The 20,210-nt window shown below is 70.8% G+C and carries 18 protein-coding genes and 1 tRNA gene; 10 read left to right on the top strand and 9 right to left on the bottom strand.

The genetic code is table 11. From position 1 onward, the window contains the following. Window positions 1-162: 162 nt before the first annotated feature. Complete coding sequence (locus tag ACIRRY_RS27200) at window positions 163-909, bottom strand: hypothetical protein (RefSeq protein ID WP_403977288.1); 747 nt, start codon at window positions 907-909, stop codon at window positions 163-165. 47 nt (window positions 910-956) lie between these two features. Here ACIRRY_RS27200 and ACIRRY_RS27195 point away from each other — a divergent pair, with 47 nt between their 5' ends. Continuing rightward, window positions 957-1,145, top strand: coding sequence for a DUF5703 family protein (locus tag ACIRRY_RS27195; RefSeq protein ID WP_005485166.1), 189 nt, complete (start codon window positions 957-959; stop codon window positions 1,143-1,145). Between the two features lie 75 nt (window positions 1,146-1,220). Here ACIRRY_RS27195 and ACIRRY_RS27190 read toward each other — a convergent pair whose 3' ends face one another. The 3 genes from ACIRRY_RS27190 to ACIRRY_RS27180 all read right to left on the bottom strand — a co-directional run bounded on the left by ACIRRY_RS27190 (window position 1,221) and on the right by ACIRRY_RS27180 (window position 4,335). Next, a complete protein-coding gene (locus ACIRRY_RS27190) occupies window positions 1,221-2,414 on the bottom strand; it encodes a chaplin (RefSeq protein ID WP_403977286.1) in 1,194 nt (397 codons plus the stop codon). A gap of 204 nt (window positions 2,415-2,618) precedes the next feature. Beyond that, complete coding sequence (gene chpH, locus ACIRRY_RS27185; protein ID WP_019059153.1) at window positions 2,619-2,852, bottom strand: chaplin ChpH; 234 nt, start codon at window positions 2,850-2,852, stop codon at window positions 2,619-2,621. A 157-nt stretch (window positions 2,853-3,009) separates the two neighbouring features. Beyond that, a complete protein-coding gene (locus ACIRRY_RS27180) occupies window positions 3,010-4,335 on the bottom strand; it encodes a M20/M25/M40 family metallo-hydrolase (protein ID WP_403977284.1) in 1,326 nt (441 codons plus the stop codon). 200 nt (window positions 4,336-4,535) lie between these two features. On the opposite strand from ACIRRY_RS27180, the gene ACIRRY_RS27175 reads away from it, so the two are divergent. From ACIRRY_RS27175 to ACIRRY_RS27155, 5 genes are all read left to right on the top strand, one after another. Beyond that, window positions 4,536-4,620 (top strand) — tRNA-Leu (locus ACIRRY_RS27175). Window positions 4,621-4,897: 277 nt separating this feature from the next. Next, entirely contained in the window at window positions 4,898-8,761 is a 3,864-nt protein-coding gene (locus tag ACIRRY_RS27170) for a Pls/PosA family non-ribosomal peptide synthetase (protein WP_403977281.1), read from the top strand. An 80-nt stretch (window positions 8,762-8,841) separates the two neighbouring features. Continuing rightward, window positions 8,842-10,185, top strand: a complete 1,344-nt coding sequence (locus ACIRRY_RS27165; RefSeq protein WP_403977279.1) for a M1 family metallopeptidase — start codon at window positions 8,842-8,844, stop codon at window positions 10,183-10,185. 64 nt (window positions 10,186-10,249) lie between these two features. Next, window positions 10,250-10,984 carry a hypothetical protein gene (locus ACIRRY_RS27160; protein ID WP_403977277.1) on the top strand — a complete coding sequence of 245 codons (735 nt, stop codon included), beginning with the start codon at window positions 10,250-10,252 and terminating at the stop codon, window positions 10,982-10,984. 19 nt (window positions 10,985-11,003) lie between these two features. Further along, a complete protein-coding gene (locus ACIRRY_RS27155) occupies window positions 11,004-11,384 on the top strand; it encodes a YchJ family protein (RefSeq protein WP_403977275.1) in 381 nt (126 codons plus the stop codon). A 5-nt stretch (window positions 11,385-11,389) separates the two neighbouring features. Here ACIRRY_RS27155 and ACIRRY_RS27150 read toward each other — a convergent pair whose 3' ends face one another. After that, entirely contained in the window at window positions 11,390-12,091 is a 702-nt protein-coding gene (locus ACIRRY_RS27150; protein WP_403977273.1) for a FadR/GntR family transcriptional regulator, read from the bottom strand. A gap of 133 nt (window positions 12,092-12,224) precedes the next feature. On the opposite strand from ACIRRY_RS27150, the gene ACIRRY_RS27145 reads away from it, so the two are divergent. The 4 genes from ACIRRY_RS27145 to ACIRRY_RS27130 all read left to right on the top strand — a co-directional run bounded on the left by ACIRRY_RS27145 (window position 12,225) and on the right by ACIRRY_RS27130 (window position 16,042). Continuing rightward, complete coding sequence (locus ACIRRY_RS27145; protein ID WP_403977271.1) at window positions 12,225-12,752, top strand: gluconokinase; 528 nt, start codon at window positions 12,225-12,227, stop codon at window positions 12,750-12,752. Between the two features lie 80 nt (window positions 12,753-12,832). Next, a complete protein-coding gene (locus tag ACIRRY_RS27140) occupies window positions 12,833-14,230 on the top strand; it encodes a gluconate:H+ symporter (protein WP_403977269.1) in 1,398 nt (465 codons plus the stop codon). Window positions 14,231-14,240: 10 nt separating this feature from the next. Further along, window positions 14,241-14,999: an SDR family oxidoreductase gene (locus ACIRRY_RS27135; protein WP_403977267.1), complete on the top strand. Its 759-nt coding sequence runs from the start codon at window positions 14,241-14,243 to the stop codon at window positions 14,997-14,999. A gap of 17 nt (window positions 15,000-15,016) precedes the next feature. Continuing rightward, window positions 15,017-16,042, top strand: a complete 1,026-nt coding sequence (locus tag ACIRRY_RS27130) for an L-idonate 5-dehydrogenase (RefSeq protein WP_403977265.1) — start codon at window positions 15,017-15,019, stop codon at window positions 16,040-16,042. A gap of 25 nt (window positions 16,043-16,067) precedes the next feature. Here the strand turns inward: ACIRRY_RS27130 and ACIRRY_RS27125 are convergent, their stop codons facing one another. The 4 genes from ACIRRY_RS27125 to ACIRRY_RS27110 all read right to left on the bottom strand — a co-directional run bounded on the left by ACIRRY_RS27125 (window position 16,068) and on the right by ACIRRY_RS27110 (window position 20,186). Further along, complete coding sequence (locus tag ACIRRY_RS27125) at window positions 16,068-16,703, bottom strand: cytochrome b/b6 domain-containing protein (protein WP_403977263.1); 636 nt, start codon at window positions 16,701-16,703, stop codon at window positions 16,068-16,070. Next, window positions 16,687-17,430: a molybdopterin-dependent oxidoreductase gene (locus ACIRRY_RS27120; RefSeq protein ID WP_403977261.1), complete on the bottom strand. Its 744-nt coding sequence runs from the start codon at window positions 17,428-17,430 to the stop codon at window positions 16,687-16,689. The genes ACIRRY_RS27125 and ACIRRY_RS27120 overlap by 17 nt, the downstream gene beginning before the upstream one ends. A 136-nt stretch (window positions 17,431-17,566) precedes the next feature. Next, window positions 17,567-19,120 carry an APC family permease gene (locus ACIRRY_RS27115; RefSeq protein WP_403977259.1) on the bottom strand — a complete coding sequence of 518 codons (1,554 nt, stop codon included), beginning with the start codon at window positions 19,118-19,120 and terminating at the stop codon, window positions 17,567-17,569. A 115-nt stretch (window positions 19,121-19,235) separates the two neighbouring features. Beyond that, a complete protein-coding gene (locus ACIRRY_RS27110) occupies window positions 19,236-20,186 on the bottom strand; it encodes a hypothetical protein (RefSeq protein WP_403977257.1) in 951 nt (316 codons plus the stop codon). Between the last annotated feature and the right edge of the window lie 24 nt (window positions 20,187-20,210).

The following is a 20,210-nucleotide window of genomic DNA, read 5'->3' as shown; positions in this document are numbered from 1 at the left end:
GGCCCTGGTACTGTTTGTCCCAGCCCCCGCGGGGGTCCGGCCCCCGGGGTGGGTTCACGGTGTTTGGGGGGGGGGGCCGGCCCCCGGGGGGGGGGGGGGGGGGGGGCGCCCCCCGCCGCCCCCCCCCCCGTCCGTCGTCTCAACAGCGGGGCGCGGTGCCGCTCAGCGGTCCGCTTCCAACGCCTCCAGGTCCTCGTCCTCGTCGAGATCCGCGTCCAGGTCGGGATCGAGTTCGTCCTCGATCACGTCCTCGATCTCGGCTCCGGGCTCGTCCACCTCGTCGAGGTCGTCCAGTTCGTCGTCGATCTCGTCGTCGAAGACCGCGCTGACGTCGAAGCGGCACACCACCCGCTGCGGATCGACCCCCTCGAAAGGGGCCTCCAGCCAGGCGCCCGGTTCGGCCGCCTCGTCGGCGGCGGTCACCCACAGCGTGGAGTCGCCCTCCTCCAGGCCGAACTCCTTGGGCCGGGAGGCGATCTCGTCCGCCTCGAACTCGTCGAAGAGGATGCCGAGCGCACCGTGGATCGTGGCGGAGGCCTCCGTGCCCGTGCCGTCGCCGACCGCCGCCTCGACCCGCTGCGCCTGGGCCAGCAGCCGCTGCGGCTCCGCCACGGCGTAGTCACGGCGGATCAGCACGCTCACCGCGTTCGGCTCCTCGGGGCCGGTGTACGGCGGCAGGGAGTCGTCGGTACCGGGGATCTCGAAAGGCGTGACCTCGTCATAACGGTCGTAGAGCAGCTCGTCGTAGACCTCGGCGGCCGCGGCGAGCTGGTTGAACGCCTCGTAGACGGCCGGGTCGTCCTCCCCCGACCGGCCTTCGACCGCGGCCAGGTGGCGGTCGAGCGCGGTCTTGACCGCCTCGGCGGCGGCGCGTACCTCGGCAGCGGTGGGCTGCGCAGCATCAGACATAGTGCAGACGCTATCCGTACCGGGGCTCTGCCCGCACAATAGATGCGATGCCGGAATACGAATTTGTCGACGTGTACGTACCGCGCGGGGTCTCCCGCAAGGACGCCACACGTCTGCTGACGGACCATGCCGAGTACGGACACTGGGAATTGGACCGACTGAGCCTGTTGCGGGACGGCAGTCGCAGGGTGCGGCTGCGCCGGCGGATCATCCGCCAGGTACGCGCGACGTGGTGAGCTGAGCCGGGCGAAACGGAGCGGGCCCCGACAGTGCGGGGCCCCTCCGTCGCGCAGATCACATGTGCCCGGGAGTCACATCGAGGCGCGCGCCTTGCGGTACAGCACCGCGCCCGCGAGCATCGCGCCGGCGCCGACCGGCAGGGCGAGGCCCAGCGGCAGGTCGCTGCCGGTGTGCGCGAGTTGCGGGCCGCCCTGGGACGAGACGGCGGACCGGGCACCGGACTGCGCACCGGGCTGGTTCACATGCGCGGAACCGGTCGGCGTGTGAACGCCCTTGATCGGAGTGGTACCGCCCGGCGAACCGGGGTGACCAGGTGTGCCCGGGTGGCCCGGAGTCCCGGGGTGGCCCGGGGTGCCCGGCGTCCCGGGCGGGGTCGTCCCGTGGCCTCCGCCCGGAGGGGTGCCGTGGTGGCCGCCGCCCCCGTGATGACCACCGCCACCACCATGGTGACCGCCACCGCCGTGATCGCCACCACCATGGTGACCGCCCCCGTGATGGCCTCCGCCACCACCGTGGTGACCGCCACCGCCCCCGTGATGGTCACCGCCACCACCGTTGTGACCCCCGCCACCGCCGTGATGGTCACCGCCACCACCGTGATGGCCTCCGCCGCCATGGTGACCCCCGCCGCCCGGAGGCGTCCCGTGGTCGTGGCCGCCGCCGTTCCAACTCCCCCCGTTGGCACAGTCGTTGCCGGTGGCGGCGTTGCCGATGCCGATGACGTCGACGCTGTTGCCGCACACGTTCACCGGCACGTCGATCGGTACCTGGACGTGGTTGCCGGAGCCGACACCGGGCGAGCCGGAGGCGTGTCCGCCCGCGTGCGCGCCACCTGAGCCGCCGTGCGCGCCGTGTCCGCCGGAACCGCCATGGCCGGCGGAGCCACCGGAGCCGTAACCACCGCCGTTGCCGCCCGAACCGTAGCCACCGCCGTCGCCGTACCCACCGCCCGACGAGCCATGACCACTGCCGTGGCCGCTGCCATGACCGCTCCCATGACCGCTGCCGCCGGCGCTACCCCCGCCCTGGTTGCCGCACTTGTTGCCGACCGCCGGGTTGAGGATCCCGATCACGTTGACGGTGTTGCCGCAGACGTTGACCGGCACATGCACCGGTGCCTGCACGGTGTTGCCGGACAGTACGCCGGGCGAGTCCGAAGTGGAGCCGACGGCGCCCGAGTCCGCGTGGGCGACACCGCTCGCGGCGGCGATCACCCCGGTCGCGGCCGCCACGGTCATCAAGCTCTTTCGAGTGACCTGTCGCATTGCTGAATTCCCCCCTGCCTTCATTCCTGACTGAAATTCCTCGCGCGACTTCTCGATCGGCCTGTCGATTGACCTGTCACTCGGCCTATCGCTCAGCCCATCACTCGACCTGTCGATCGATTTCTCGCGCAAAGACCGTCGGCCCCGGAGCGCATGGCGCGCGCTCCGGGGCCGAGGACGTGGTCACCCCTCAGAGGGGCGACGTCACTTGTTGACGCAGGTGTTGCCGAAGGCGGGGTTCAGCAGACCGATCACCGAGATCGTGTTGCCGCACACGTTCACCGGGACGTGCACGGGCACCTGGATGACGTTGCCGGAAACGACACCCGGGGAGTGCACGGCGGCACCCTGGGCACCCGAGTCGGCGACGGCCAGGCCCGCTCCCGCGAGAACCAGGCCACCGGTGGCAGCCGCAGCGGCGACGACCTTCTTGATCATTATTCCTCCTTGTTGGCAAAAGCGATCTCGTGTTGCCGATCGCATCACCTGTAACGAGGAGGGAGTAATGGAGCTACGAGCTTATGAGCACATTCACTCGTCCAGGTCGCCTCCGCACACGCGGTCGATTACCGCCGTCAACGCGTGCTGTACGCCTTCACGACGCGTCGATGAACCGGTCCAGCACCCGCACCCCGAACTTCAGCCCTTCCACCGGCACCCGCTCGTCGACCCCGTGGAACATGCCCGCGAAGTCCAGCTCCGGCGGCAGCTTGAGCGGGGCGAAGCCGAAGCCGCGGATGCCCAGGTCGTCGAAGGACTTGGCGTCCGTACCGCCGGAGAGCATGTACGGGACGGCCTTCGCGGTCGGGTCCTCGGCGAGCAGCGAGGACTGCATGGCCTCGACCAGGGGGCCGTCGAAGGAGGTCTCCAGCGCCTTGTCGGAGTGCACGTCCTCGCGCTTGACCTTCGGGCCGAGGATCCGGTCGAGGTCGGCGAGGAACTCCTCCTCGTGGCCCGGCAGGAACCGCCCGTCGATGTTCGCGGTGGCCTCGCCGGGGATGACGTTGACCTTGTAACCGGCGTTCAGCTGCGTCGGGTTGGCGGTGTTGCTGAGCGTCGCGCCGATCAGCTTGGCGATGCCGCCGAGCCGCTTGAGGGTCGACTCCATGTCCTCCGGGTCGAGCGGGGTGCCGAGCGCGTCGCCGAGTTCGTCGAGGAAGGCCCGCGTCGTCTTGGTGACCCGCACCGGGAACTTGTGCCGGCCCACCCGGGCGACCGCCTCGGACAGCTCGGTGATCGCGTTGTCCCGGTGGATCATCGACCCGTGCCCGGCCGTACCGGCGACGGTCAGCTTCAGCCAGTGCATGCCCTTCTCGGCCGTCTGGATCAGATAGAGCCGCCGCTCCTCGCTCACCGTGAACGAGAACCCGCCGACCTCGCTGATGCCCTCGGTGACGCCGTCGAACAGCTCGGGGTGGTTGTCGACGAGGTGGCGCGCCCCGTACGTACCGCCCGCCTCCTCGTCCGCGAGGAACGCGACGACGATGTCGCGCGGAGGCCGGCGCCCGCTGCGCAGCCGGTCGCGGACGACCGCCAGGGTCATCGCGTCCATGTCCTTCATGTCGACCGCGCCGCGCCCCCACACGCACCCGTCGGCGACCTCGCCGGAGAAGGGGTGGTGGGTCCAGTCCGCCGCGTTCGCCGGTACGACGTCCAGGTGGCCGTGGATGAGGAGCGCGGGCCGGGAGGGGTCCGTGCCCTCGATCCGGGCGACCGTGGAGGCGCGTCCGGGGTGCGACTCGAAGATCTGCGGTTCGAGGCCCACCTCGGCGAGCTGCTCGGCGACGTACTCGGCCGCCTTGCGCTCCCCCGGCCCCGAGTGGTCGCCGTAGTTGCTGGTGTCGATCCGGATCAGCTCGCGGCAGAGGTCCACGACCTCGTCCTCACCGGTGACGCCCTTGGCCGTGTCCGTGTCGCTCACGCTGCTTCCTCCCACTGCTGTCACTGCCGGCGGTTCCCCCTCATCCTCTCTCTCCGGCCGGTCGCACCCAAGCCCCGTCCAGGCCCGTCACACGCCGTTCACGCGGGACGGGGGTGGGAACAGGGGGTGATCGGCCACCCCCGGAAGCCTGGTAATGTTTCCTTCGTCGCCGCGGGGAAACCACGCGCGACAAACACCTTGTCCGGGTGGCGGAATGGCAGACGCGCTAGCTTGAGGTGCTAGTGCCCTTTATCGGGCGTGGGGGTTCAAGTCCCCCCTCGGACACATCGCAGGCGAGGGCCGCGACCACTCAGGTCGCGGCCCTCGCCGGTTTTGTGGGGGATGTCTCCCCCGACCCGAAGATCACCAGGTCAGAGCGTTGCCGGACGCTCACGGAGCGCCCCCGTTCGGCTCCCCCGAGTGGCCGTCGGCAGGCGGGGCGCCTAGCGTCGTACTAAAATTTCCGGCTTGTTACGGAACGGAGCTGGAGCCGGACAACCCCAGGCATACCTGCGGGCCCGCCAGCACCCCGGAAGTTACCGGGTTCGAGACGCGAGGACCGATGGCAGCCATACACGAGAGCAGTGCTCTCGGGCTTGACGAAGAGATCCGCACACAGTTCGGCGATACGGCACGATTCTCCGCGGCGCCCGCCGCCTCGGCCCGCACGCTTGTCGACGTTTTCGACGCGTCCGTGCGGTCGTATCCCGACGAGCTCGCCCTGGACGACGGCACCGTCCGCCTCACCTACCGCGCACTCGCCGTCGAGGTCGAGACCCTGCGCCGCACCCTGGCCGCGGCCGGTGTCGGCCTCGGTGACCGCGTCGGTGTGCGCGTCCCATCCGGGACGAACGACCTCTACATCGCGATCCTCGCCGTACTCGCCGCCGGTGCCGCCTACGTCCCCGTGGACGCCGAGGACCCGGACGAGCGGGCCGAGCTGGTGTTCGGCGAGGCCGACGTGCGGGCCGTCATCGGCGCCGAGCACGCGCTGACCGTGCTCGGGCACAGTGACGTCCCGGCCGCACGGCCCGGTGTCGAGCAGGACGCGTGGATCATCTTCACCTCCGGCTCCACCGGCAAGCCCAAGGGCGTCGCCGTCACCCACCGCAGCGCGGCGGCCTTCGTGGACGCCGAGGCGGCCCTGTTCCTCACCGACGACCCCATCGGTCCGGGTGACAGGGTCATGGCGGGGCTGTCCGTCGCCTTCGACGCGTCCTGCGAGGAGATGTGGCTCGCCTGGCGCTACGGCGCCTGCCTGGTGCCCGTCCCCCGCTCCCAGGTCCGCAGCGGCGCCGACCTCGGCCCCTGGCTGGTGGACCAGGACATCAGCGTCGTCTCGACCGTGCCGACCCTGGCCTCCCTCTGGGAGCCGGAGGCGCTCAACGACGTACGCCTGCTGATCTTCGGCGGTGAGGCCTGCCCGCCCGAGCTGGTGCAGCGCCTCGTCACCGAGGGCCGCGAGGTCTGGAACACCTACGGGCCGACCGAGGCGACCGTCGTGGCCTGCGCCTCCCTGATGACCGGCGACGAGCCGATCCGTATCGGACTCCCCCTGAACGGCTGGGAGTTGGCCGTCGTCGACGAGGCCGGGGTGCCCGTACCGATGGGCGGCAGCGGCCAGTTGGTGATCGGCGGGGTCGGTCTCGCTCGCTATCTCGACCCCGAGAAGGACGCGGAGAAGTACGCGCCTCTCGAGTCGTTGGGATGGGAACGGGCTTACCGCAGCGGTGACTTGGTCAAGGCCGAGCCCGAGGGCCTGATTTTCCTCGGCCGTGCCGACGAGCAGATCAAGCTCGGCGGACGCCGGATCGAACTCGGCGAGGTCGACGCGGCCCTCCAGGCCCTGCCCGGAGTCGCGGGCGCGGCTGCCGCCGTACGAACTGCCCGCAGCGGCAACCAACTTCTCGTCGGCTACGTCGTCACGCAGGAGGGCTGGGACCAGGCCGCCGCCGTCGAGAAGCTGCGGGCCGAACTGCCCGCCGCCCTCGTGCCGTTGATCGCGCCGGTCGAGGACCTCCCGACCCGCACCTCCGGCAAGGTGGACCGCAACGCACTGCCCTGGCCGCTCGAAGGCCTGGAGACCGGTGGCGCCAAGGAGCAGCTCTACGGCACGGAGGCCTGGCTCGCCGAGCAGTGGGCCGAGGTGCTGGGCATCCCCGTGAGCACCGCCTCCGACGACTTCTTCGCGATCGGCGGCGGCAGCCTGGCCGCCGCCCAGCTCACCACCCGGCTGCGCACCCGCTACCCGAGCGCGGCCGTCCTCGACATCTACCAGCAGCCGACCCTGCGCAAGCTGGCCCGGCATCTGGAGGACTCGGCGCAGGGCGACGGCACGGCACGCGTGATCGCGCCGGTCCCGACCCGCGCCAAGGTGATCCAACTCCTCGCGCTGGTCCCCCTGTTCACCCTGGTCGGCCTGCGCTGGACGGTGGCACTGGCCGCCCTCGGCAACGTACTCGGCGGCTACGCCTGGCTGCCCACCGCCTCCTGGTGGCTGGTCGCCGCCGGGGCCCTGCTGCTCTTCAGCCCGCCCGGCCGACTCGCGATCTCCGCGGGCGGCGCACGCCTGCTGCTGCGTGGCGTGAAGCCGGGACGCTACGACCGTGGTGGCAGCGTCCACCTGCGGCTGTGGGCGGCGGAGCGGCTGGCGGAGTTCAGCGGGGCGACCGCGCTGACGGGCTCCTGGCTGGAGCGGTACGCACGTGCGCTGGGCGCCAAGGTCGGCCCGGACGTCGACCTGCACTCGCTCCCGCCGGTCACCGGCATGCTCAAGCTGGGCCGCGGTGCCGCCGTCGAGTCCGAGGTGGACCTGTCCGGCTACTGGCTGGACGGCGACCGTCTGGAGATCGGCCCGACCAAGGTCGGCGCGCACGCCGTCGTCGGCACGCGCAGCATGCTGTTCCCCGGCGCCCGGGTGGGCAAGCGGGCCGAGGTGGCACCGGGTTCGGCCGTCACCGGCACGGTCCCGACCGGCCAGCGCTGGGCGGGCGCGCCCGCCGTCAAGCTCGGCAAGGCCAAGCACAACTGGCCCAAACAGCGCCCGCAGCGGGGCACGTACTGGCGCGTGATGTACGGCCTGACGGGCTTCGCGCTCACCATGCTGCCGGTGGTCGCGGGCGCCGTCGCGCTCCTGGTGACCAGCCTGTTCGTGGCATCGGGCGACGGTCTCGGCGAGGCCCTGCGGGGCGCGTCCCTGGCCCTGGTCCCGGCGACGCTCGCCTTCGGGCTGACGTACGCGCTGCTGATCCTGATCGGTGTACGGCTGCTCAGCCTGGGACTGCGCGAGGGTACGCACCCCACGCACAGCCGCATCGGCTGGCAGGCGTGGACCGTGACACAGCTGATGGACCTCTCCCGCGAGACCCTGTTCCCGCTGTACGCCGGGCTGGCCACGCCGGTGTGGCTGCGGTTGCTCGGGATGCGGATCGGGCGCGGCGCCGAGGTGTCGACCGTGCTCGCGCTGCCGAGCCTGACCACGGTCGGTGAGGGCGCGTTCCTGGCCGACGACACGTTGACCGCGCCGTACGAACTCGGTGGCGGCTGGATGCGGATCGGGCGGGCCGAGATCGGTCGGCGGGCGTTCCTCGGGAACTCCGGGATGACCGCGCCCGGGCGGAGCGTGCCGGACGGCGGGCTCGTCGGGGTGCTGTCGGCGACGCCGAAGAAGGCGAAGAAGGGCACGTCGTACCTGGGGCTGCCGCCGGTGAAGCTGCCGCGCAGCACGAGCGGCGGCGACCAGAGCCGGACGTACGACCCGCCGGCCCGGCTGCTGTGGGCGCGCGGGCTGGTGGAGCTGTGCCGGATCGTGCCGGTGTTCTGCTCGGCGGCGCTGGCCGTGCTGACGGTGGCCGCGCTGTGTGCGCTGGGTGCGTGGGCGCCGCTGCTGTCGGGGCTCGTGCTGCTGTCGGTGGGTGCGCTCGCCGGGCTGGTCTCGATCGTGGCCAAGTGGCTGCTCGTGGGGCGGCACCGGGGTGCCGAGCACCCGCTGTGGAGCGGATACGTGTGGCGCAACGAGCTGGCGGACACCTTCGTCGAGGTCGTCGCGGTGCCGTGGCTGGCCGGGTCGGTGCCGGGTACTCCGGTGCTGACGGCCTGGCTGCGCGGGCTCGGTGCGCACATCGGCAAGGGTGTCTGGGTGGAGAGCTACTGGCTGCCCGAGACCGACCTGGTGACCTTGGAGGACGCCTCCACGGTGAACCGCGGCTGTGTGCTCCAGACCCACCTCTTCCACGACCGGATCTTGCGGACGGATACTGTGGTCCTCCGTGAGGGCGCGACGCTGGGTCCTGGCGGAATCGTCCTGCCCGGCAGTGAGGTCGGGGCGCGCACCACTCTGGGCCCCGCATCGCTGGTGATGGCGGCGGAGTCCGTCCCGGACGACACCCGCTGGCTGGGCAATCCGATCGAGTCATGGCGATCCTGAACACAGGTCACGCGGCGTCGGCTTCGGAGGGCGGTGCACGGGTACGAGATACGAGCACAGCGCAGGGAGCAGACGCAGCAGTGACCGTTCAGCAGGCGGCAGGTCCGGACCCGTATTTCCCGGCAAACGGCGATGCCCGCTACCGGGTGCACCGCTATGAGCTGGCGCTGGACTACCGCCCCGGCCCGAACCGTCTCTCCGGCACGGCCCGTATCAACGCCATAGCGGGCCGTGCGCCGCTGCCCGAATTCCAGCTGAACCTGGGTGACTTCAAGATCGGCCGGATCCGCGTGGACGGTCGCCAGCCGCACTACACGCACCGCGGCGGCCGACTCCGCGTCCGGCCCGCGAAGCCGCTGCGGGCCGGAGCCGCGTTCACCGTCGAGGTGCACTGGTCGGGCAACCCCAAGCCGGTCGCCAGTCCCTGGGGCGGGCTCGGCTGGGAGGAGTTGACCGACGGGGCGCTGGTGGCGAGCCAGCCGATCGGGGCGCCGTCCTGGTACCCGTGCAACGACCGGCCCGCGGACAAGGCGTCGTACCAGATCTCGATCACCACGCCGTCCGCGTACGCGGTGGTGGCGGGCGGCAGGCTCCTGACCCGAACGACCAAGGCTTCCACGACCACTTGGGTGTACGAGCAGTCGGCGCCGACGTCGAGTTATCTGGTCGGCCTGTCGATCGGCAAGTACCAGACGGTGCTGCTGGGCGACCCCGGACTCGGCGGCGTCCCGCAGCACGGGCACATCCCGTCGGACCTACTCCCTGAGTTCTCAAGGGACTTCGCGCGACAGCCCGCGATGATGGACCTCTTCCAGGACCTGTTCGGGCCGTACCCCTTCGACGAGTACGCGGTCGTGGTGACGGAGGAGGAACTCGATGTCCCTGTCGAGGCACAGGGGTTGTCGCTGTTCGGCGCCAACCACGTTGACGGGGCCCGGGGTTCGGAGCGACTGGTCGCACACGAACTGGCCCACCAGTGGTTCGGCAACAGCGTGTCCATCGCGGACTGGCGGCACATCTGGCTGAACGAGGGCTTCGCCAAGTACGCGGAGTGGCTGTGGTCCGAGCGCTCCGGCGGCCGTACGGCCCACCAACACGCCGCCGCCGCGCACCGGTTGCTCGCCACGCTCCCGCAGGACCTGCGGCTCGCCGACCCCGGCCGCAAGTCGATGTTCGACGACCGCCTCTACGAACGCGGCGGCGTCACCGTCCACGCGGTGCGCTGCGCGCTGGGCGACATCGCGTTCTTCCGTATGCTGCGCGGCTGGGCCAACCAGCACCGCAACGGCACGGTGACGACGGCTACGTTCACGTCCCATGCGTCCCGGTTCACTTCCGAGCCGTTGGATCAGCTCTTCGACGCGTGGGTCTATGGGACACGGTTGCCTCCTATGCCTTCGGCGGAGACGGGGATCGCGGTCTGAGTTGTCGGCTCCGTTGCGCGTGGGGAACTGACGGAGTATCAAGTGGCTTCACGGGGGTGAGGTCATGGGAGCCGCATGGAGCCGGGGTCTCGCGGAGACGGGTGAGTGGCTGGAGGTCTACGGGGAGACCGAGCCGCGGTCCATCCCGCTGGAGCGGATCCTCGCCACGGACTCGGATGAGGCGCACCCCTTCACGGCCTATCTGTACGTCTGGACGCTCGGGTACTCGAGGGACGCCCGGCGCATGGAGGTCACCCTGCTGTTCCCGGCCGAGGGCGACTGGCGAGTGAAGGATCTCCAGGCCGTCGTGTACCACCTGCCGCCGGTGCAGGAGGAGCGGGCGTGGCGGGACACGCTGGCCAGGGACCTGCAGGTGGCCGGACCCATATTGGGGGCCGTTACAGCTGGCCTGACCGGCTCTCCCGCCTTTCCGGACCTCAACGCGGTGGCGTCCATAGGCGCCCATCTGAACGCACGCAGCGCACCCCAGATACAGAACGACGAGTGGTACGTCAGGAGAGTCCACGACACCGTCGACGAGACCCTGTACCAGGGAGTCGAGTGGACACTCCCGCCCAGCTTCGTGAACCAGATCGGCACCCGCGTCACCGGTGCCCTTCTCGTCCAGTTCATCGGCGCCGCGCACACGCACACAGCTCCTGCCGAACTCCCGACAGCACCACTCCTGGCCCACGCGATGCTCACGCACGGGAAGGAAACCACCCGTCTCCCCGATCCTCGGGCGGACGCCCACGTCCGGTTGCCACTCCGGGTCACCCCCGAGGAACCGCTCACCTAACCCCGGCACAATGGTCCGCATGACCCCACCCACCCCCTGCCCCTGCGGCCTCCCCACCCCCTACGACAACTGCTGCGGCCGCTACCACTCAGGCACCGCCGCCGCCCCCACCGCCGAGGCCCTGATGCGCTCCCGCTACAGCGCCTTCGTGCGGCTCGACGCGCCCTGTCTGCTGCGGACCTGGCATCCGCGGACCCGGCCCGCCGAACCGCTCGACCTCGACCCGGGGATGCGGTGGACGGGGCTGGAGATCCTGGAGACGGGTGGCGGGTCGGCGTTCCACCAGGCGGGGACCGTGACGTTCCGGGCCTCGTACCGGGGTGGGGCGATCCATGAGCGGAGCCGGTTCGAGCGGGTCGACGGGGCGTGGGTGTACGTCGACGGGGAGTTTCTCGACTAGCCCGACTACGGGGCCAGGATGTCCAGTTCCTGAAGAGCGCCGACCGTGATCTCCCGGGTCAGGGTCTCCGCGCGGAGGGCGTCGCCCTCGCGGACCGCCTCCGCGACCTGGACGTGCAGGGTGACGGCGGCCGGGTCGGGGTCCTCGAACATGACCTCGTGATGGGTGCGGCCCGCGAGGACCTCGGTGACGACATCGCCGAGGCGGGCGAACATCTCGTTGCCGGAGGCGGCCAGGATCACCCGGTGGAAGGCCACGTCGTGGACGAGGTAGGCCTCCAGTTTGTGGCCGCGTGAGTTGGCCACCATGCCGATCGCGCACTCGGTGAGTTCCGCGCACTGCTCCGCCGTGGCGAACTTGGCCGCCAGGCCCGCCGCGATCGGCTCGACGGCGGAGCGCAGCACCGTGAGTGAGCGCAGTTGCCGCGGGCGGTCGGCGCCGGCCAGCCGCCAGCGGATGACCTGCGGGTCGTAGACGTTCCACTCGGCCTTGGGCCGTACGGTCACGCCGACCCGGCGGCGGGACTCGACCAGGTGCATGGATTCGAGGACGCGGACCGCCTCGCGCATCACGGAGCGGGAGACCTCGAAGTCCTTGGCGAGCTCGTCGGTGCGCAGGACGCTGCCCGGTGGGTACTCGCCCGCGGTGATGGCGGGACCGAGGGAGTCGAGTACGCGGCCGTGCAACCCGCGGCCCGGAGTGGTCATGCACTCAGCGTACGGGTCGTATCACGGAACCAAAAAGTCAGACTTATATGTCACAGACTCTTGAATTAGTCGTACCTAATCGGTTTCAGTGGGATCGACAACAGGTGTCGTCGACGGAGACAGTGAGGCAGCGATGCGTACCCCCCATGTCGTCGTGGTGATGGGCGTAGCGGGCACCGGGAAGACCACCATCGGTCCCCTGCTCGCGGCCCGGCTCGGCGTTCCGTACGCCGAGGGCGACGACTTCCACCCGCAGGCCAACATCGTCAAGATGTCGGCCGGGCACCCGCTGACGGACGAGGACCGGTGGCCCTGGCTGGACGCCATCGGCTCCTGGGCGCACGGGCGCGCGGGGCTCGGCGGGGTCGTCAGCAGCTCGGCCCTGAAGCGGTCGTACCGCGATCGCCTGCGGGCCGCCGCTCCCGGGGTCGTCTTCGTGCACCTGACCGGTGACCGCGCGCTCATCGAGGACCGGATGGCGCACCGGCACGGCCACTTCATGCCGACCGCGCTGCTCGACTCCCAGTTCGCGACGCTCCAGCCGCTGGAGGCCGACGAGGCGGGTGTCGCCGTGGACGTCAGCGGCAGCCCGGAGCAGATCACCGAGCGGGCGACGACCGCGCTGGAGCAGGTCCCCGAACCGACCGCCCAGCACCCGTAGTCCCACCGTATCCGTAGCCCCCGGTACCCGTACTACCTGGCACCTCTCCCCCTCCCCTCCGTATCCGCAAGGAATCCACCGTGACCAGACTCAGCGTCGAGATGCTGGCAGCGGACCCCGTCGAGCCCATCACCTCGGCCGGCCACGCTCAGCTGGGCATCGCCGTACTGGCGGGCATCGCCGTCATCGTCCTGCTCATCACCAAGTTCAAGATGCACGCCTTCCTGGCGCTGACCATCGGCTCGCTCGCGCTCGGCGCGTTCGCCGGGGCGCCGCTGGACAAGGCCATCGTCAGCTTCACCACCGGACTCGGCTCGACCGTCGCCGGTGTGGGCGTGCTGATCGCGCTGGGCGCGATCCTCGGCAAGCTGCTCGCCGACTCCGGCGGCGCGGACCAGATCGTCGACACGATCCTCGCGAAGGCGAGCCCCCGGTCGATGCCGTGGGCGATGGTCCTGATCGCCTCGGTGATCGGGCTGCCGCTGTTCTTCGAGGTCGGCATCGTGCTGCTGATCCCGGTCGTGCTGATGGTCGCCAAGCGCGGCAACTACTCGCTCATGCGCATCGGCATCCCGGCTCTCGCAGGTCTGTCGGTCATGCACGGGCTGATCCCGCCGCACCCCGGTCCGCTGGTCGCCGTCGACGCGGTCAAGGCCAACCTCGGTCTGACCCTCGCGCTCGGCGTGCTGGTCGCGATCCCGACCGTGATCATCGCGGGCCCGCTGTTCTCGAAGGTCGCCGCCCGCTGGGTGGACGTCCAGGCGCCCGAGCGCATGACCCCTGCCCGCCCCTCCGAGGACCTTGAGAAGCGTCCCGGCTTCGGCGCGACCCTCGCCACGATCCTGCTGCCGGTCGTGCTGATGCTCTCCAAGGCGCTCGTCGACATCATCGTGGACGACCCCGAGCACACCGTTCAGCGGGTCTTCGACGTCATCGGCTCGCCGCTCATCGCGCTGCTCGCGGCCGTGATCGTCGGGATGTTCACGCTGGGCCGCCCGGCCGGCTTCACCAAGGAACGGCTCTCCTCGACCGTCGAGAAGGGTCTGATGCCGATCGCGGGCATCCTCCTCATCGTCGGCGCGGGCGGCGGCTTCAAGCAGACGCTGATCGACTCCGGTGTCGGCCAGATGATCCTGGACATCTCCAAGGACTGGTCGATCCCGGCGCTGCTGCTGGCCTGGCTGATCGCTGTGGCGATCCGGCTGGCGACCGGTTCGGCGACGGTGGCCACGATCTCGGCGGCCGGTCTGGTCGCGCCACTGGCCGCCGACATGTCGTCGGCCCACACCGCCCTCCTCGTGCTGGCCATCGGCGCGGGCTCACTCTTCTTCAGCCATGTCAACGACGCCGGATTCTGGCTGGTGAAGGAGTACTTCGGCCTGAGCGTCGGCCAGACCCTCAAGACCTGGTCCGTCATGGAGACGATCATCTCCGTGGTCGCCGGCGGACTGGTCCTCCTCCTCTCGCTCGTGATCTAGGGGTACGGGAATGAGTCATCCTCTCTTCGACATCAGTGGCCGTACGGCCCTGGTCACCGGTTCCAGCCGGGGCATCGGACTCGCCCTCGCGCAGGGCCTGTTGGAGGCCGGCTGCACGGTCGTCCTGAACGGACGGGACGGTGAACGGCTCACCAAGGCCACCGTCGAACTGTCCGGCGACGTCCACACCGCCGCCTTCGACGTGACCGACGGTCCGTCAGTAGCCGCCGGGATCAGAGACATCGAAGACCGGGTCGGGCCGCTGGACATCCTGGTCAACAACGCGGGCATGCAACTGCGCGCCCCACTCCTTGAGTTCACCGACTCCGACTGGCACCGCATCATCGACACCAACCTCACCAGCGCGTTCCTGGTCGGCCGTGAGGCGGCCCGGCGGATGACGGAACGCGGCCACGGGAAGATCATCAACATCTGCTCGCTCCAGAGCGAGGTGGTCCGCCCCGGCATCGCGCCCTACGCGGCCACCAAGGGCGCGTTGAAGATGCTCACCAAGGGCATGTGCGCGGACTGGGGCCCGTCCGGCGTCCAGGTCAACGGCCTGGGCCCGGGCTACATCGAGACGGAACTGACCCAACCCCTCGTCCAGGACGAGGAGTTCAGCACCTGGGTCCGGAAGCGCACCCCCGCCGGCCGCTGGGGCACCACACGGGACCTGGTCGGCGGGGTGCTGTTCCTGGCGTCGCCCGCCGCGGACTTCGTGAGCGGACAGGTGCTGTACGTCGACGGCGGCATGACGAGCGTGCTGTAGAGAACGGGAGTCCAGACATGCTGGGTTGTGTGATTCATGGTCAGGACGACCTGCGGGTCGAGGAGTTGACGGTCCCGGAGCCCGGCCCCGGCCAGGCCCTGGTCGCCGTCCGCTACGGCGGCGTCTGCGGCTCCGACCTCCACTACTGGCGCCACGGAGGCGTCGGCGACTTCCGCCTCGAGGAACCGATGCTGCTCGGCCACGAGGTGGTCGGCACGGTCGTGTCCTACGGCCCCGGAGGCTCAGGTCCCGCCCCCGGTACGGCGGTTGCCGTGCACCCGGCGACTCCGTGCGGGGTGTGCCCCGAGTGCGCGGACGGTCGGCGCAACGTGTGCCGGGACACCGCGTATCTGGGCAGCGCGGCCCGCTTCCCGCACGTACAGGGCGGCTTCGCGGCCCAAGTCACCGTCCCCGCGGACCAGTTGAGGGCGATCCCGGCAGGCCTGGAGCTGCGCCGGGCCGCCCTCGCCGAGCCGCTCTCCGTCGCGCTGCACGCCGTACGCCGGGCCGGGGACGTGACCGGACGCCGGGTGCTGGTGACCGGCGCGGGCCCGATCGGCTGCCTGGTCGTCGCGGCGGCGAAGGCGGCCGGCGCGGCACACGTCACGGTCACCGATCTCCTCCCGGCGGCGCTGGGGTACGCCACCGCGGCCGGTGCCGACACCGTCGTACGGGCCGATGACCCGGACGACTCCGGGTGGCCGTCGGAGGTCGACGTGGCCATCGAGGCGTCCGGGGTGGTGGCGGGACTCGACACCTGCCTGCGGCTCGTGCGGCGGGGCGGGGTGGTCGTCCAGCTCGGGATGCTGCCGCCGGGGCAGAGCCCCTTCGCCGGGAACCTCGTCGTCAGCCGCGAGATCGAACTCCGGGGCGCGTTCCGCTTCGACACGGAGTTCGACGACGCGCTCCAACTCCTGGCCGTGGAGCCCGCGTTCGACGGTCTGGTCAGTGCGGTGGTGCCGGTACGCGAGGCGGAGTCGGCGTTCGAGTTGGCGGCGGACCGAAGCCGGTCGTGCAAGGTGTTGTTGGACTTCGGGGGCTGAGGGGATAAGCCGGGGGTGGCGGCAACTACGGTTTCCAGAGCGGGTGTTCCCGCTTCGCCCACTCCCGACTGACCGACCCCGTACGCAACCCCGCCCGCGCCTCCGGATCCCCCAGTGCCATCCCGATGTGGCCGCCCAGCACGATGCCGATCGTCAGGGCGAGCCAGTCGTGGACGAAGGTCGCGCTGGTGCGCCACATGATCGGGGTGAGGTGGGTGAACCACATCATCAGGCCCGTGCCGAGCATCACCAGGCTGGCGCCGGCGATCCAGTTGGCGTAGATCTTCTGGCCGGCGTTGAACTTGCCCGCCGGGCGGGCCGATCGGCGTTTGTCGCGCAGCAGGGCGCCGCGCAGCCAGACGCGGTCGTGCGAACCGAAGCGGTTGAGGAAGCCGAGGTTGATGCGGAAGCCTCGGGAGAACAGGCCGAAGAGGACCGGTACGGGGAGCGCCACTCCGGCCAACTCGTGGATGCGGACGACCAGTTCGCGGCGGCCGACGAGTTCCGCGAACTCCGGGATGTACAGGCAGGCAGCCGTGGCGACACAGATGCCCATCAGCGCGGCCGTCGCCCGGTGCACCCAGCGCTCGGTGCGGCCGAAGCGGCGGACGCGGGACGACGGCTCCGTCTCGGGGGCGTGGGCTTCAGCTCGTAGGGTCATCGTCGCGTCCGTTCGACTTGCCGACCCAGGCGTCGACGTCGTAGCCCCGATCCTCCCAGTAGCCGGGCTTCACATGCTCGGTGACCGTGATGCCGGAGAGCCACTTCGCGGACTTGTAGAAGTACATGGGGGCGACGTAGAGGCGGACCGGGCCGCCGTGGTCGTGGCCGAGGTCCTTGTCCTGCATGCGCAGCGCGACCAGGATGTCCGAGCGCCGGGCCTGGTCGAGGGTGAGGCTCTCCGTGTAGGCGCCGTCGAAGCAGGTGAAGCGCACCGCCCCGGCCTTGGCACGCACTCCCGCCGCGTCCAGGAGCCGGGACAGCCGCACCCCCTCGAAGGGGGTCCCGGGGACCCGCCAGCCGGTGACGCACTGGACGTCCTTGACCAGCCGGGTCTGCGGCAGCGCGCGCAGGTCGGCCAGGGTGTAGGACGCCGGCTTGTCGACCAGGCCGTCGACGGTCAGCCGGTAGTTCTGGGCGTTCTTGTTCGGCACGGACGCGGTGACCGAGTAGTAGCGGAAGCCGCCGCCGTTCGGGAGCAGTCCGGTCAGTCCCGTGGGGTCCTTGCCGGAGACGGCGCCGAGGAAGCCCTCCATGCCGTTCTGCAGGGCGGGCGCGATGACGACGCCGAGGGCGCCCAGGCCGAGGGTGCCGAGGAGGACCCGCCGGCCGATCGGCCGGCCCTCCGCCTTCTCCGCACCCTCGGGCTCGGGCTGTTCAGGTTTCACGGATTCATTCGAACACCCGCGACCCCGGCGCGGCCAGGGATCGCGGGTGCCCGTCAGACTTCCGTAACCACTTCTTACGTGCTTCTCAGAGAGTCACTCGTGCTTCTCGGAGAGCCGCCCGAAGAACGTGGATCCGCTACGGCGTCTCCGTCGCCGCCTTGTCGAGCTGGAACGCCTCGTTGCCGAGCCCGATGCGGGCGTGCGCCTCGGGGTTGCGGGAACGCAGCAGCAGGCCCTGGGCCAGGCCGACGAGCACCGCGAGAAGGATGATGCCGGGCAGGATCCAGCTCAGGGACGACTCGGGGCCCGCGCCGACCAGGACGTCGAAGTCCTTGACGGTGTAGACGGCGATGACGACGAGCGCGATGCCGGACAGCGCGGAGGTGACCAGCCGCCAGGCCTGGGCGCCGGCCGCGCCGCGCCGGGCGAAGAAGACGATCACCGAGAGGGAGGCGGCGGCCATCAGCACGATCACGCCGAGGGCGCCGATGTTGCCGAACCAGGTGAACAGGTGCAGGACGGGTGCGGTGGGGTCGCCGGTGGGCTTGTCGTCGGCGATCGCGAAGACGATCACGATCACGGCGGACACGGCGGTCTGGAGCAGCGAGCCGGTGCCGGGGGCGCCGCTCGCGCTCGTCGTGCGGCCGAAGGCGGACGGCAGCAGGCCCTCGCGGCCCATGGCGAAGGCGTACCGGGCGACGACGTTGTGGAAGCTGAGCATGGCCGCGAACATGCCGGTGACGAACAGGATGTGGAGCACGTCGGTGAAGGTGCCGCCGAGCCGGGAGTCGGTGAGGTAGAAGAGCAGGCCCGCGCTCTGCTTCTGGGAGACACCGACGATCTGGGAGGGGCCGGTCGCGACGGTGAGCGCCCAGCAGCTCAGCGCGAAGAAGACGGCGACGCCGCCGACGGCGAGGAACATCACGCGGGGCACCAGGATGTGCGGGCGGCTGGTCTCCTCGGCGTACACCGGGGCCTGTTCGAAGCCGAGGAACGCGGCGATGCAGAAGCACAGGGCGGTGCCGACACCGGCGCCGCTGAGGGTGTCCGGGTTGAAGGCGTGCAGGGACAGGCCCTCCTTGGCCGGGTCGGCGACGGCCGCGATGTCGAAGATGACGACGAGCGCGACCTCGATGATCAGCAGGACGCCGAGCACGCGCGCGTTGACGTCGATCTTCAGCCAGCCGAGCGCGCCGACACCGAGGACGGCCACCAGCGCCGGTATCCACCAGGCGACGTCGACGTGGGCGTAGGTGGAGAACAGCCCGGATACCTCGAAGCCGAAGATGCCGTAGATGCCGACCTGGAGGGCGTTGTACGCGACGAGCGCCACCAGGGCCGCGCTCGCGCCGGCGGTGCCGCCGAGGCCGCGGGAGATGTACGCGTAGAAGGCGCCCGCGTTGTGGACATGCCGGCTCATCTCGGCGTAGCCGACGCTGAAGAGGACGAGAACGACGCCGAGGAGGACGAAGAGCAGCGGCTGCCCTTCGATGCCCATCACCGCGAATGTGGTGGGCATGACACCCGCGACCACCATGAGGGGCGCGGTCGCGGCGAGCACGGAGAGCAGCAGGCCTCCGGTGCCGAGGCGGTCGGCACGCAGGGCGCGCTCCTGCCCTCTGAACGTGCTGATGCCGCTGCCACCGTCGTCCGCGGTGGCGCTGCTCGTGCTGGGTCTGCCCGTCGTCATGGCGGGAACATCCTTTCGGGGTCGCTACAGGAGCGTTGCTACGGTCGCGTTACTTCGCTACGGCGGCGTCGCAACGGGTGCGTCACGACGCTGCCGAGTCGTTGGTACGGGGGCGTTACGACGTACCGAGCGCGCTGTCGCGCGCGGCACGGAAGGCGGTGAGCGGGTCGCGGTCCGGGTAGGACCACGGGGCCGGGGTCGGATGCTCCCCGATGCGGTGGAACAGGGCGGCAGCCTCGGCGCCGCGCCCCTCGCAGGACTTGGCGTGGGCGAGGAAGTTGAGGTCGACCAGGCGGCGCGGATGCCCTTCGTGCTCCCACTCCAGCCACCAGTCGAACGCGGCCTTCATCACCTGCCGCGCCCGGCGTCCGGTCCAGTGCCCGGAGTCGGCCGGGTCGGCGGGTTCCAGGCCGGCGGCGGCCAGCACGCGGTAGCGCTCGGCGTGCGCGATGACCGGCAGGATGGCGAGCGGGGAGTCGGCGGGGGCCTGTTCGGCGGCCCAGTAGGCGAAGTCGTAGACCTCGTGCAACGGATCGACGCCCGCGTCGGCGCGGCGCTCCGCGAGCCGGGCCACCATCAGATGGTGGGCGTGGTGATGGTCGGCGTAGCGGTGGCGGACCTCGTCGAAGAGCTGGACGACGCCCTCGTCGGTGCCGAGGGTGTGCTCCAGGAGGAGCAGTCCGAGCCAGGGCGTCGGATCGTCGGGCAGCCGGGTCGCCGCCGTACGGCAGGCCTCGCGGGCGCGGACCGGCTTCTCCTTGCCCGCGAGCACGCGCTGGACCAGGGCCACGGCGAGCAGGACGGACGCGTCGGCGGACTCGGGTTCGGCGAGGAGCCAGTCGCGGGCCCAGGCGGCGGTGTAGGACTCCAGGGCGAGGACGGTCACCCGGTGGGCGCGGAGGTCCCACTCGTCGCCCGTCTGGGCGAGCAGTCCGCGCGCCGCCTGCCAGCGTCCCTGCGCCAACGCGGCGCGGGCGGCGACGAGTTGATCGTCGTCGAGCGCGGCGTCGAATGCCTGGGACGCCCGCTTGTGACGACGTCCGAGGGGTGGCGGGGGTGGGGACACCCGGGAATTCCTCACGATCCTCAC

The organism is Streptomyces sp. NPDC101776 (assembly GCF_044766845.1).
GTDB lineage: Bacteria > Actinomycetota > Actinomycetes > Streptomycetales > Streptomycetaceae > Streptomyces.
The sequence above is the reverse complement of the archived record's forward strand: the minus strand, read 5'-3'. Positions and strand labels throughout refer to the sequence as shown.